Source organism: Kocuria sp. ICS0012, from assembly GCF_001665945.1.
In the GTDB taxonomy this organism is placed as follows: Bacteria; Actinomycetota; Actinomycetes; order Actinomycetales; family Micrococcaceae; genus Kocuria; species Kocuria marina.
The window spans coordinates 23668-37191 of the sequence record NZ_LZMM01000065.1 but is presented as its reverse complement, the minus strand read 5'-3'; the positions used below and the strand labels follow the sequence as shown (position 1 = coordinate 37191).

General features: G+C 69.3%; 12 protein-coding genes. 3 read left to right on the top strand and 9 right to left on the bottom strand.

Going from position 1 to position 13524, the window contains the following annotated elements; all coding sequences use genetic code 11:
- Positions 1-22: 22 nt before the first annotated feature.
- From A5728_RS10605 to A5728_RS10595, 3 genes are all read right to left on the bottom strand, one after another.
- The gene (locus A5728_RS10605; RefSeq protein WP_064847000.1) at positions 23-610 is read right to left on the bottom strand and encodes an HIT domain-containing protein; all 588 of its coding nucleotides are present in this window, start codon (positions 608-610) and stop codon (positions 23-25) included.
- A complete protein-coding gene (thrS, locus tag A5728_RS10600; protein ID WP_064846999.1) occupies positions 607-2739 on the bottom strand; it encodes a threonine--tRNA ligase in 2133 nt (710 codons plus the stop codon). The genes A5728_RS10605 and thrS overlap by 4 nt, the downstream gene beginning before the upstream one ends.
- Before the next feature lie 321 nt (positions 2740-3060).
- On the bottom strand, positions 3061-3942 hold the full coding sequence (locus A5728_RS10595) for a DUF2382 domain-containing protein (RefSeq protein ID WP_064846998.1): 882 nt from the start codon (positions 3940-3942) through the stop codon (positions 3061-3063).
- Between the two features lie 336 nt (positions 3943-4278).
- On the opposite strand from A5728_RS10595, the gene A5728_RS10590 reads away from it, so the two are divergent.
- The 3 genes from A5728_RS10590 (at position 4279) to A5728_RS10580 (ending at position 6495) form a co-directional block, all read left to right on the top strand.
- The gene (locus A5728_RS10590; protein WP_082943409.1) at positions 4279-4764 is read left to right on the top strand and encodes an NfeD family protein; all 486 of its coding nucleotides are present in this window, start codon (positions 4279-4281) and stop codon (positions 4762-4764) included.
- A gap of 56 nt (positions 4765-4820) precedes the next feature.
- Positions 4821-6041: an SPFH domain-containing protein gene (locus A5728_RS10585; protein ID WP_064846997.1), complete on the top strand. Its 1221-nt coding sequence runs from the start codon at positions 4821-4823 to the stop codon at positions 6039-6041.
- Positions 6042-6159: 118 nt separating this feature from the next.
- Positions 6160-6495 carry an RNA polymerase-binding protein RbpA gene (locus tag A5728_RS10580; protein WP_035961581.1) on the top strand — a complete coding sequence of 112 codons (336 nt, stop codon included), beginning with the start codon at positions 6160-6162 and terminating at the stop codon, positions 6493-6495.
- 165 nt (positions 6496-6660) lie between these two features.
- On the opposite strand, the gene A5728_RS10575 is transcribed toward A5728_RS10580, so the two are convergent.
- The 6 genes from A5728_RS10575 to A5728_RS10550 all read right to left on the bottom strand — a co-directional run bounded on the left by A5728_RS10575 (position 6661) and on the right by A5728_RS10550 (position 13505).
- On the bottom strand, positions 6661-7401 hold the full coding sequence (locus tag A5728_RS10575; RefSeq protein ID WP_064846996.1) for a polyprenol monophosphomannose synthase: 741 nt from the start codon (positions 7399-7401) through the stop codon (positions 6661-6663).
- A 188-nt stretch (positions 7402-7589) separates the two neighbouring features.
- Positions 7590-8855, bottom strand: coding sequence for a hypothetical protein (locus tag A5728_RS10570; RefSeq protein WP_064846995.1), 1266 nt, complete (start codon positions 8853-8855; stop codon positions 7590-7592).
- A gap of 48 nt (positions 8856-8903) precedes the next feature.
- Positions 8904-11732 carry an RNA helicase gene (locus tag A5728_RS10565; RefSeq protein WP_064846994.1) on the bottom strand — a complete coding sequence of 943 codons (2829 nt, stop codon included), beginning with the start codon at positions 11730-11732 and terminating at the stop codon, positions 8904-8906.
- Between the two features lie 47 nt (positions 11733-11779).
- Positions 11780-12592: a twin-arginine translocase subunit TatC gene (gene tatC, locus A5728_RS10560; RefSeq protein WP_064847005.1), complete on the bottom strand. Its 813-nt coding sequence runs from the start codon at positions 12590-12592 to the stop codon at positions 11780-11782.
- Positions 12593-12787: 195 nt separating this feature from the next.
- Positions 12788-13141 carry a Sec-independent protein translocase subunit TatA gene (tatA, locus tag A5728_RS10555; protein WP_064846993.1) on the bottom strand — a complete coding sequence of 118 codons (354 nt, stop codon included), beginning with the start codon at positions 13139-13141 and terminating at the stop codon, positions 12788-12790.
- Positions 13125-13505, bottom strand: a complete 381-nt coding sequence (locus A5728_RS10550) for a hypothetical protein (protein ID WP_064846992.1) — start codon at positions 13503-13505, stop codon at positions 13125-13127. The genes tatA and A5728_RS10550 overlap by 17 nt, the downstream gene beginning before the upstream one ends.
- Positions 13506-13524: the final 19 nt, after the last annotated feature.

The following is a 13524-nucleotide window of genomic DNA, read 5'->3' as shown; positions in this document are numbered from 1 at the left end:
GGGGGGGGGGGGGCGGCCTTTTCTAAACCCCCCCGGGCCCGGGCGCCCCGGGGGGGCGCGCGGCGGGGGGCGCCGCCGCCAGGGTCTGAATGAGGGGTTTGGTGTGGGCGACGACGGGCATGAAGTTCGCGTCCCCCGTCCAGCGCGGGACCACGTGTTGGTGCAGGTGCTCGGACAGCGAACCGCCGGCGGCCTGGCCCAGGTTGAGTCCCACATTGAACGCCGCGGGGCTGGCGACGTCCCGGATCACGAGGACCACGGTGCGGGTCAGCGTGTTGAGCTCCCACAGTTCGTCGTCCGTGAGCTCCGTGAGCTCCGCCACGTGGCGGTACGGGCACACGAGTACGTGGCCCGGGTTGTACGGGAAGAGGTTGAGCACCGCGAAGCAGTGCTCCCCGCGGTGGACGATCAGCGCGTCCTCGTCCGAGCGGCCCGGCGCGGTGCAGAACGGGCAGCCCGGAGGCTGCTCCCCGGACGTCTCCTCCCCGCGCACGTACGCCAACCGGTGCGGGGTCCACAGCCGTTGGAAACCGTCCGGGTCGCCGGGCAGTTCGAACTCGTCCCGGCTCACGCCCTCCCCGTCCGACGCCGCGGCGTCCGGGGCACTCACGACTGTCCCGACGCCGCGTCACCCGCCGCGGTGTCGGCCGCGACGGCGCCGTCCCCTGCGGCCGGGGCCTCCGGGGTGTCCTGCGCGGGCGCCGTGGGGTCCGCGTTCTGACGCCGATCGATGTGGCCCGTGATCAGTTCCACCGCGTCCTGCTGGGACACTCCGTTGTACTGCGAGCCATCGCGGAAGCGGAACGAGACGGTACCGGCCTCGGCGTCGTCGCCCCCGGCGATCACGACGAACGGGATCTTGTCCTTGGAGGCCGTGCGGATCTTCTTGGGGAACCGGTCCGAGGACGTGTCCACCTCCACACGTACGCCGCGTTCGCGCAAGGCCTGAGCGAACTCGTCGAGGTAGTCGTCGAAGGCGTCCGCCACGGGGATCGCCCGGACCTGGGTGGGCGATAGCCACACCGGGAACGCCCCCGCGTAGTGCTCGGTGAGCACGCCCATGAACCGCTCCACGGACCCGAACAGGGCCCGGTGGATCATCACGGGCCGGCGCCGGGTGCCGTCCGACGCCTGGTACTCGAGGTCGAAGCGCTCGGGGAGGTTGAAGTCGAGCTGGATCGTGGACATCTGCCACGTGCGCCCGATCGCGTCCCGCGCCTGCACGGAGATCTTCGGACCGTAGAACGCCGCTCCCCCGGGATCCGGTACGAGCTGCAGACCGGAGTCCTGGGCGACCTCCTGCAGGGTGCGGGTGGCCTCGTCCCAGATCTCGTCCGAACCCACGAATTTCTCCGGGTCCTTGGTGGACAGTTCCAGGTAGAAGTCGTCCAGACCGTAGTCCTTGAGCAGGGACAGCACGAAGTTCAGGGTGCTGGTCAGCTCGTCCTTCATCTGCTCACGCGTGCAGTAGATGTGGGCGTCGTCCTGCGTCATCCCACGCACACGCGTGAGGCCGTGGATCACACCGGACTTCTCGTAGCGGTAGACCGCACCGAACTCGAACAACCGCAGCGGCAGTTCCCGGTAGGAACGGCCCCGGGAGCGGTAGATCAGGTTGTGCATGGGGCAGTTCATGGGCTTGAGGTAGTAGTCCTGGCCCGGTTTGGTCAGCTCACCCGTGGCCGGGTCGCGCTCCTCGTCCACGTGCATGGGAGGGAACATACCGTCCCGGTACCAGTCCAGGTGACCCGAGACCTCGTAGAGATGACCCTTGGTGATGTGGGGCGTGTAGACGAACTCGTACCCGGCCTGGGCGTGGCGCTCGCGGGAGTAGTCCTCCATCTCCTTGCGGATGATCCCGCCCTTGGGGTGGAACACGGGCAGCCCGGAGCCCAGTTCGTCCGGGAAGGAGAACAGGTCCAGTTCCACACCCAGCTTGCGGTGGTCGCGGCGCTCGGCCTCTGCCAATCGTTCCTTGTACTCGCGCAGTTCGTCCTTGGTGGGCCATGCCGTGCCGTAGATCCGCTGCAGCTGCTTGTTCTTCTCGCTCCCGCGCCAGTACGCGGCGGCCGAACGCATCAGCGCGTAGCCGTTGCCGATGTGCTTGGTGTCCGGCAGGTGCGGGCCGCGGCACAGGTCTCGCCACACCACGTCCCCGCTCTTACGGTCCAGGTTGTCGTAGATCGTGAGGTCACCGGCGGCCACCTCCACCGAGGCGCCCTCCGCGGACTCGTCCATGGCACCGGAGCCGGGACCGCCGGCCAGGTCGATGAGTTCGAGCTTGTACGGCTCGTCCGCCATCTCCGCCCGGGCATCGTCCTCGCTCACGCTGCGCCGGCGGAAGATCTGGTTCTTGTTCACGATCTTGAGCATCGACTTCTCGAGCTTCTTCAGATCGTCCGGGGTGAACGGCTCCTCGACGTCGAAGTCGAAGTAGAACCCGTCCGTGATGTAGGGCCCGATCCCCAGTTTCGCGTCCGGGCGCAGCTCCTGCACGGCCTGGGCCATCACGTGGGCCGTGGAGTGGCGCAGCACCTCGAGGCCCTCGGGGTCACCGATCAGCACGCGCTCCACGGTGTCCCCGTCCCGCAGCTCGGTCGCGAGGTCCTTGAGCTCACCGTTGACGTGCGCCACCACGACGTCGCGCTGCTCGCTGTACAGCTCCGCGGCCGTGGTGCCCTGGTCCACGGTGCGTGACTCGCCGTCCACCGTCAACCGCAGGGAAGGGGCATCCGTCATGGTGTTTCTCCTCGTCAGATCTTGGGTGCGCCCGCCCGTACCGGGGGCGGGCCGTCGTGCAGGACTCGCGCGCTGGACGCGCCGACGACCTCATTGATGCTACCGCCCCGGCCCCGCCGCCACGAAGACGGGCACGACGCCGCTGCGGGGCCGCGTCCGTGCGGACCGCACCTCTCCGACCGAGCCGGCCGCCTCCACGACAGCGCGGTGCGCGGACGCGGGCGTGCCCCGGCGCGGTTGTACCCGGACATGGCTGTACCCCGGGCCGGAACCCGGGGTACAACCGTCAGTGCTCACACGGCGTCAGCCGCGCGCCGCGGATCAGCGGCGGGGAGCCTCGCCGTCACGGCCGAGGTCACCACGATCGACGTCGGTCTCGACATCGACCTGTTCCTTGCGGACGTCGGCCTCGACGCGCTGGGTCTCCTGGACGGTCTGCTTGTTCAGCCCGACCTCTTCCACGGCCACGGCTTCCTTCTGGACAACGGGACGCTCCTCGTGCAGGGTCACGTCCACCTCTTCCTCACCAATGGTGCCGTTGTCCACGCGAGCGTTCGTGTCGTTGATCGGCGTGCGCTCGACGGTGACCTCTTCGCGCTCGACAGGGACGTCCACGGTCTCGTGGTCGGTCACGACGTACTTGCGCAGGCGGGCGTGGCCGGCCTCGCGCTCCTGCGTGCCCACGTTGAGGCGCTCCTCGTGGCGGACCACGGAGGCCTCGTCACCGGCGGTCGCGGCGACGTCGCGGCGGTCCTGGTCCACGGCATCGCGGTCACGGTCGGCGACATCGCGGTCGGCGACGCCGCGGTCGGCGGCTGCGGTGCCGGCGACACCCGCGGTACCAGCGGCAGCGGTGGTGCGATCACGATCGGTGCCCGCGGTACGGTCGTCGTTGTAGTTCAGCTCGTAGTAGCGGTACAGCTCCTCTTCCTCGGCCGGGGAGAGGTGCTGGTCGGCGTCGACCTTCGGAGCGTCCTTGATGACGTCCTTGGTGTAGGGCAGGACCACACGGTCGCCGTCCTGACGAGCGCCCTTCACAGGAACGAAGTTCTCCTTGGCGCCGAACAGACCGGTGTTGACGGTCAGGAACGTCGGCTCGCCCGAGTTGTCGTCCAGGAAGACCTGCTCGACCTTGCCGATCTTGTCACCGTCGGAACCGTAGGCCGTGCTGGACAGAATTGCATTCACGTCGAACGTGGTCATCGCATTAACTCCTCAGTAAGTCTCTGCTGCCGGCGCACGGTTTGTGCGCCGTAGGCCGCCGCACCCGCAATGGGTGTGTGGTCTGGCTTCGTGACCCATATTACGACCCACATAGTGACGCGCCACTGATTTCCCGCACGTTTCTCTCACGGGGAAACCGGCGCGCCGTTGCCGCGGGAGCGCCGCGGCATGTGATTACCAGCGGCACTGGCGTGGGGCCTGCGGGATCACGTCGGTGTCGTAGGGCACAATGGGCTGGACCACGTGAGATGGACCCCCGGGCTCGCACCGGGGCATCCGAGAACCGATGACACCGGACGAGGACGGAGCCGCACCGTGTGGGACGCACTGGTCAACAATCCCTGGATCCTGTGGCTGATCGTGATGCTGGTGCTCGCAGCCATCGAGATGCTCACTCTGGACTTCCTCTTTCTCATGATGTCGCTCGCCGCCCTGGTCACCGCCGGCGTGAGCCTGGCCGTGGACAGTTTCACCGCGCAGGTGGTGATGTTCGCGCTGGTGTCGGTGCTGCTGATCTTCTTGATCCGCCCGATCGCCCTGCGACGTCTCAACAGGTCCACGCCCACGACCCGCTCCAACACCGATCGCCTCATCGGGCTGCGGTGCATGGCGCTGGAGCCCGTGAGCCAGCACAGCGGCCTGGTGCGCCTGGAGGGTGACATCTGGACCGCCCGCACCGCCACGGCCGCCGCCCTGCCCGCGGGTAGCACCGCCTACGTCCACCGCATCGAGGGGGCCACCGCGGTCGTCGCGGACGTGGCCCCGGTGCCCACGCACACCGACCCCGGGCACGGAGACTGACCCTGACCCCGGACGAGCGCCCCGGCGCACCGCCGAACCCCCACCGAAAGGACCCCATGTCCATCGTCATCATCGTCCTGTTGGCCGTGGTGGTGCTCGCCGCGGTCATCGCCCTTATCAAAGCGGTGCGGATCGTCCCGCAGTCGCGCGCGGGCATCGTGGAGCGACTGGGCAAGTACCAGTCCACCCTCAATCCCGGGCTGCACTTCCTCATCCCCTTCATCGACCGGTTGCTGCCCCTGATCGACCTGCGCGAACAGGTCGTGCCGTTCCCCGCCCAGTCCGTGATCACCGAGGACAACCTGGTCGTGGGCATCGACACCGTGGTCTACTTCCAGGTCACTGATCCCCGCGCCGCCACGTACGAGATCACCAATTACATCCAGGCCGTGGACGAGCTCACGAGCGCCACGCTGCGTAACGTGGTGGGTGGGTTGAACCTCGAAGAGACCCTGACCTCCCGCGACAAGATCAACGCGGAGCTGCGCGGCGTACTGGATTCCACGACCGGGCGCTGGGGCATCCGGATCTCCCGCGTGGACATCAAGGAGATCACTCCCCCGCCGTCCATCCAGGACTCCATGGAGAAGCAGATGCGCGCCGAGCGTGACCGCCGCGCCGCGATCCTCACCGCCGAGGGCGAGAAGCAGTCCCAGATCCTCACCGCCGAGGGCGAACGTCAGGCCGCCGTGCTCTCCGCGGAGGGTGACGCGAAGGCCGCGATCCTGCGCGCGGACGGTGAGGCGCAGGCCATCTCCAAGGTATTCGACTCGATCCACCGCGCCCGCCCCACCCAGAAGCTGTTGGCGTACCAGTACATCCAGACCCTGCCCAAGGTCGCCGAGGGCACGGCCAACAAGGTGTGGATGATCCCCGCCGAGCTGAGCACCGCGCTGCGCGGTGTGGGTTCCTACCTCAACCCCGGTGCGTCGGACGGCCCCGAGGACGACGAGTACGAGGACGAGGCCCCCGTGGCACCGGACCTGCCGGAGAGCGCCCCCATCGTGGAGCACGAGACCGTCAAGGTCACCGAGAAGGACCTGGAACCGGACCTCACCTTGACGGACCCGAGCGAGTTCGAGATGCCGGATTCGCCCTACACGTCCCCGATCGCCCAGGAGGCCGCCGATCCCCACGTGGACGAGGTCAACCTGCCGGTCACGGACTCGGAACCCACGACCGCCGGCACCACCGGGACGGATGCCGAGTCCGGCTCGTTGCCCCGGCACGCCCGCCCGGAGGCCCCCGAGACCGATCCGGGGAATGAATCCCGCTGACTCCCCGTTACGCTGGGAAATGAAGGGTGGGCCCGCGAGGACGGGACGCCGGGTGTGAACGCACCGCAGCGTCGTCGTCCCGCGGCCCACGAAAAAGTACGTCGGGAAGGATCGTCGCGTGAGTGATCGCAGCCTACGAGGGATGCGCCTGGGCTCCCAGTCCATGGAAACCGAGGCCGGGGTGGAGCCCGCGCCGCGTCAGCGCGTGGAATACCGCACCGCGGACGGCGAGTCCGTGTCCGTGATGTTCGCGGCGGAGGCGGAGATCCCCCCGGTGTGGACCACCAAGACCGGCCAGGAAGCCATCCTGGTCAACGGTGAGAAGCCCGAGAACCCCAACGAGAAGCACCAGCGCTCCCACTGGGACATGCTCCTGGAGCGGCGCAGCATGGAAGAACTCGAGCAGACCCTCGAGCAGCGGCTGGCGTTCTACAAGGAGCAGCACGCCCTCTGATCCCTTCGGGCGGTCGGTGATCGACCGCCGACACACCGACGGAACGACCCCCGCCCGATGGGCGGGGGTCGTTCCGTCGGACGAACAGCAGGTGCGTGCGAGCCGATGCCGACGCGGTGGCTCGAACCGACCCGCGAGCCGGCCGGGCACGGAGCAGCGGCCCGGTCAGCGGCCCAGGCCCAGCTTCCCGGCGAGCGTGCGCGCACGGGCCGTGAGGCCCCACTTGGCCACGCTCGTGGCGGCCTCCACGGTGACGTCGTTGCTCATCTTGGACGCACCCTCCTCGCGTTCGACGAACGTGATGGGCACCTCCACGATCTTCAGCCCCAGGCGCTCGGCGCGCCACGCGAGGTCGATCTGGAAGCAGTAGCCGCGCGAGCGGACCGAGTCCAGGTCCAGGGCCCGTAGCGTGGTGTCCCGGTAGGCGCGGAAGCCACCCGTGATGTCGTGGATGGACGTGCCCAGCAGGACACGCGAGTAGATGTTGCCACCGCGCGAGATCAGCTGTCGCTGCAGCGGCCAGTTCTCGGTGCGCCCACCCGGGACGTAGCGCGAACCGATGGCCATGTCCGCGCCCTGCTCCACGGCGTCGAGCAGCAACGGCAACTGCTCGGGCTGGTGGGAGCAGTCCGCGTCCATCTCCACGAGGACGTCGTAGTCGCGCTCGAGACCCCACGCGAAACCGGCCAGGTACGCGGGCCCCAGGCCCTCCTTGGCGGGTCGGTGCAGGACGTGGATGTTGCCGTCCTGCTCGGCCATGGCATCGGCCATGTCACCGGTACCGTCCGGGCTGTTGTCGTCGGCGACCAGCACGTGGGCGTCCGGCACGGCGGCGCGCAGCCGCTTGATGACCGTGGGCAACGATTCACGTTCGTTGTACGTGGGGATGATGGTGAGAACTCGCACCGGGCGTCCTTTCATGCCGCTGGTAGCCGGGCACCCGAGCCCGGACAGACCACTGGGCGGGCCCATCCGCCTTCGGACCAGAGCGGCCCGAAGGGCGCGCGCTGTTTTCTAAGGACGGATGAACCCACCCGGCAGTAAGAACTCAGTCTAACGTCAGGGGCGATCAGGACCAAGATGAAAACGCGACGTCATGGGCGCGGTTCCGCGCCGCTCACGAGCGTCCCGGCCACCACGGTGGCCTCGCACCGCGGCAAGCGGGAATCGTCGAGCGCGGGCAGGACGGGCGTGCGCGCCCGCGGGTCCGTGCTCCACGACGCGCCCGTGCCCTGGGCCTGTTGCACCATGACGGATTCGGCGTCCCACACCACGAGCGTGGCCTCCGCGCCCGGTGCGAGCTGCCCCGCGAGGGGTGTGCCCCCGCGGTGAGCGCGCCACACCCCGCGGGTCAGAGCCAGGAACGCAGCGCGCGCGGAGGTGCGCAGGTGCTCGTCGGGTGCCTCGAGGGCCGCCTTGACGGCGGTCCACGGATTGGGGTCGTCGGTCATGAGCGTCACGGGCACACCGGCACGGGACAGGTCCCGCAGCGGCGCCCGTCCGGGCACGCACGAGACGGTGATCGCCAGATCGGCCAGGCGTTCGCACTGGGCTTCGGACAACTGTTCGACGCCCACGATCCGGTGCCCCCGCGCATGGAACGCCCGGCCGCCGAGTTCCTGCGCAGCGGCGTCCGCGGCGTCCAGCAACGCGTCAACGCGGGGATCCCCTGCCGACGACGACGCATCTTCCGTCGACGCCTCGTCCTCCCCCACGGTCTCGTCCGGATCGTCCTCGGGGCGGTCGTTGCCGGAGGCGTCGCTCCCGGACAACTCGTTCCCGGACAGTCGGCTTCCGGACGGGTCGTCCCCGAACGAGCCACTCTCCGACGCGCCGTCCCCGGACGGGGGCAGAACGAGCACCGCTTGCAGCCCCACTCGCGTGCATACCACGAGGTGTTCCCGCGCGGCATCGGCCAGAGCAGCGGGATCACCGAACGCAGCGGCGTCGAGCCCCAGGGCGGGCGACGGCAGTGCCGAGGGGTCGAGCTCGTCGGTGTCCCGCGCGCGGCGCACCAGGATCGGCAGGGCATGCAGCCCGTCCGCGCGGACCTCCCGCGTCGCGGCGTCGAGCGCGTCGGGGTCCGAGCTCACCAGTTCCACGGCTCCGTAGCCGTGCTCGGCGCGCGGAAGCTGCCCGGACCCGACCACTCGGTGGTGGGCGACGAACGCGGGGGTGACCACCGCGGCCCGCAGGTCTCCCGGGGTGACGTCCGCGCCGGCCATGGCCCGGGCGGCGTCGTCGGAACCGACCCACGCCACGGTCGCGCCGTCCAGGAGGATGGCGGTGGCGAACGGGTCAGCGGGCGAGTACACCGATCCGTTGATCCACACCCGCACGGCTTGTTGTTCTGACTTCACGTGATTCCCTCCGACCGGGCGTGCGGAACCCCCGCGCCCGGCATTGTCCTACTGGTCGAAGACGCTGTACTCGACGACGCCGCGGCGCACGGCTTCGATGGCCCGGTGCGCGGTCTCGCGCAGCTCGGGATCGAGCCCTTCCACGCCGCGCAACTGGTCCAGGACGTCCACGGTCTGTTTGGCCCAGCGCACGAAATCCCCCGCGGCCAGGTCGGTGCCGGTGAGCGTCCGGGTCAGAGTGGCGCCCCGGGCCCAGCGGTACATGGCGTCCGCGAGCCCCAGCTCGGGGGCGGCGGTGAGCGGCAATCGGTGCTCGGCCTCGCGCGCGGAGAGCACCGACCAGTTGTGGAGCAGGATCTGGACGGATTCCTCCATGTGGGCCGTGGGCATCTTGGGACGCGCGCCCTGGTCCTCGCGCCGGGGCTGGTAGACGAGTGCGGTCATGACACCGGCAAGTCCGGGGGCGTCCAGTCCGTCCAGGAAGCCGTCCCGCAAGCACAGTGCGAGGAGCAGGTCCCGCTCACCGTAGAGCCGGCGCAACTGTTCGCCCGCCGCGGTGGGCTGCAGGTGGCCGGATTCGTCCGGGCTGAGGTACTCGAAGTGCGTGAGCACCGCGCACACGCGGTCGAAGGTCGCGGCGATGCTCCCGGTGCGCCCGGCGATCTGCTTACGTAGTGCCTGGGTGTCCTTCTCGAGCTTCCACGCGCGCTCCGCCCAGCGGGCGTGTTGTTCGCGGTCCGAACAACCATGACACGGGTGCGAACGCAACCGTCGGCGCAGGTCCTCGATCCGGTGATCGCGCGCGGAGGTCCCCCGGTCGAAGCGGATCGCGTGACCGCCCGAGCGGGTGCGCGCGGGACGGTGCTCGCGCAACGCGGCCCGCACGGTCGCGGCGAGGTCCTTGCGTTCCTGGGGGGACTTCCCCGAGAAGTGCTTGGGGATACGGATCCGGGATTCGGGTTCCAGGGAACCGTCCAGGTCGTTGACACCCACCCGGCGCAGTTTGCCGTCCACCGTGAGAATGTGGGGGCGCGGGTCGAAGGGGTGCGCGTCCTCGCGCAGCACCACGGCCCACCCGGCGTTGCGGCCCTGAGGGATCTCGATCACGTCCCCGGGCAGCAGGTCCTGCAGGGCCACCGCGGCGTCGTTACGTTGACGCGCCGAGCGGGACTTGCTCGCGGACTTCTCCTCCGCCGTGAGCTCACGGCGGAGCGCAGCGTACTCGGTGAAGTCGCCCAGGTGGCACGTCATGGCGTCCCGGTAGCCCTCGAGGGTCTTCTCCTGGGAGCGCACCCGTTTGGCCAGGCCCACGACCGAGCGGTCCGCCTGGAACTGCGCGAACGAGGTCTCCAGGATGGACCGGGAGCGTTTGGCCCCGTAGCGCGCGATGAGGTTGGTGGACATGTTGTATGTGGGCCGGAAGCTCGAGTTCAGCGGGTACGTGCGCGTGGACGCGAGTCCCGCGACGGCCTGGGGGTTCATCCCGTCCCGCCACAGCACCACCGCGTGGCCCTCGACGTCGATCCCGCGCCGGCCCGCGCGCCCCGTGAGCTGGGTGTACTCCCCCGGGGTGATGTCCACGCGAGCCTCGCCGTTGAACTTGTCGAGGCGTTCGAGCACCACGGAACGGGCCGGCATGTTGATCCCGAGCGCCAGGGTCTCCGTGGCGAACACGGCTTTGATGAGCCCCTCCGAGAACAGCTGCTCGACCACTTCCTTGAACACGGGCAGCATGCCCGCGTGGTGGGCGGAGATCCCCCGGATGAGGCCCTGGTACCAGTCCTCGTAGTTCAGTGCCGCGAGGTCCGCGGTGGACATGTGCGCGGTAGCCTCCGCCGCGAACGCGCGCAGGGTGCGCTGCTCCTGCGGCGTGGTGAGCCACAGGTCCGCGGCCACGCACTGTGCCACGGCGGCGTCGCACCCGGCGCGGGAGAAGATGAAGGTGATGGCGGGCAGCAGGGCCTCGGCGTCGAGCCGGCGCAACAGCTGGGGGCGGGAGATCCGCTCCTGCCGCCCGGTGCGGGGCTCCTGGTGGCGGCCGCCGTGACGACGGCGATTGCGGTGACCGGGTCCGCGCCCACCCGACCGACCCCCGCGGGGATGCTGGGCGCGGAACAACCGCAGCAGCTCGGGGTTGACCTCGGGTTCGTCCCGGTGTTTGTCCGAGTGGCGCTGCGCGGCCTCCTCGACCGTGGTGTCGTCCACGAACAGGTCCAGCAGCTGAGGCCCCACCTGGACGTGCTGCCACAGCGGGACCGGACGGTGTTCGGAGACCACCACGTCCGTGCTGCCGCGGACGTCATCGAGCCACGCACCGAATTCCTCGGCGTTGGAGACGGTCGCGGACAGGGAGGCGAGCTGGACGTGCTCGGGCAGGTGGATGATGACCTCTTCCCACACCGCACCGCGGAAGCGGTCCGCGAGGTAGTGCACCTCGTCCATGATCACGAACCCCAGGTTCGCCAGGGTGGACGAGCCCGCGTAGAGCATGTTGCGCAGCACCTCGGTGGTCATCACGACCACGTCCGCTTCCGAGTTCACGGACGTATCACCCGTGAGCAGACCCACACGGTCCGAGCCCCAGCGGCGCGAGAACTCGTGGAACTTCTGATTGCTCAACGCCTTGATGGGCGTGGTGTAGAAGGCCTTCTTACCCCGGGTCAGTGCGAGGTGGATCGCGAACTCCCCCACCACGGTCTTTCCCGCGCCCGTGGGGGCGGCCACGAGCACTCCCCGGCCCTCCTCGAGAGCGCGGCACCCCTGCGTCTGGAACGGGTCCAGTTCGAAGTCCACGGTGTTCTCGAAGGCCGACAGCTCCGTGCTCACGTGGGCCGCGCGAGCCTTCGCGGCAATGTACCGTTCGGCGGGGGAAGACATGCTTCCACCCTACGCGGTGCCTCTGACACCCCGGGAATCGGGGCGGATCAGTCTTCGTGGGCGGTGCTGCCCATCGAGCGCAGCGCTTCCGCCGAGGTTCCCCGGTCCGCGTTCGCACCGGTCACGGCGGCCTGCCGGGCCTGCTTCTTGGCACGACGCCGGTCCAGGTACAGACACAGCCCCACGGCCACGAAGAACAACACCAGCAGCGGGATGGCCAGGTAGAGCATGGTCACGGGATCCGGACCCGGCGCGGCCATCGCGGCGATCACGAGCACGACCACCACCACAATCCGCCACGCCTTGAGCACGGTGCGCCCGGACAGCAGGCCCAGCACGTTGAGACCCACGAGCAGCACGGGGACCACGCACGAGATCCCGAAGGTCAGAATGAGCTGGAGGAAGAAGCGCAGGTAGATCCCGGCCTCCACGAAGTTCGCCCCACCCTCGGGCGTGAACGCGGTGAGCGCGTAGACGGCTGCGGGCAGCGCGGTCACGGCCAGGGCGCACCCACCCAGGAACAAGGGGATCGCCGCCGCGAGGAAAGCCATGGCGTAGCGGCGTTCGTTCTTGTGCAGCGCGGGCGTGATGAACGCCCACAACTGGTACAGCCACACCGGCGACGCGAAGATCAGCCCGAGCACCACGGCGACCTCCACCATGATGTTGAAGGACCCGCCCACCGAGGAGTAGTTGATGGTCGCGGTGCGCCCGGACTCGGCCAGGCGCTGCAGCGGCTCGGTGATGTACTGCATGAACGGCTCGTACGCCATGAAGCCGAGCACCGCGCCCAGCACGGTGGCCACGGCGGACTTGATGAGGCGGTTACGCAGTTCCCGCAGGTGCTCCTTGAGCGCCATCTGGGCCTGCGGGTTGTGCCGCCGCGACGTGCTCTTGCGGCGTTCCCGGCGCTGTTGCCGGGTGGAACCGGGGGCCTTCCCGGAATCCGTGGTGGACATGGGTCCCTGTCCTCTCTGACGGGCCGTTCACCCGCATGCGACGGGGCCGAGCCGTGCGGCTCGGCCCCGCGCGGGTCCCGACGGACGATGCCGGGATCAGGCGGTGGGGCGCTGGTTCTGGTCCACGGTGGGCGCGGGCTGGCCCGGCTGCGGGGTGATCACGGTGGGCTGCTCGGCGGCCGGCTGTTGCACCGAGGGCTGCACCGTGGGCTGGGTGCTCGACTGCGCGGCGGTGGTGCCCGCGACGGGCTGGCCATCGGCGACCGGCTGGCCGTTGACGGTCACGTTCGGATCGTCGTCGCGCTTCATCTCCTTGACCTCGGACTTGAAGATGCGCAGGGACTGGCCCAGGCTACGAGCCATCCCGGGCAGCTTGGGGGCACCGAAGAGGAGCAGGATGACCACGAGGATCAAAACGAGGGTCAGGGGGCTGTCAAACAAGCGGCCCATGGCGGAGTCCTTTCTGTTCAGCCCGGCGCACGTCCGAATACCTCTGGGGCTGCCCCAGGGTGTCCCTGCGCTGCATCCTGCGGATGAGCCGAGCTGTTTGTCGTTGGTCCCGGCCGCTACGGTAGGCGGCGCGGGTCTCGTCCACCGGGGTGAACATGGCTGGCGAGGCGGGTGTGCGCAACGGCGTGGAGTGTCCCTGGGCCGCGGCGTTCCAGCGGGTGGCGAAATCGGTACCGCTTCGCTCGATCTCGTCCAGCGCGGGCAGCACCTGCGTGCGCACGACCCGGTAGAGCACCCACCCGATGAACGCGGCGGCGCCCAGGACCAGAACGGTCCACAGCACGACCCACATCCACCACAGCATGGCCCCAGTATAGGCAGTC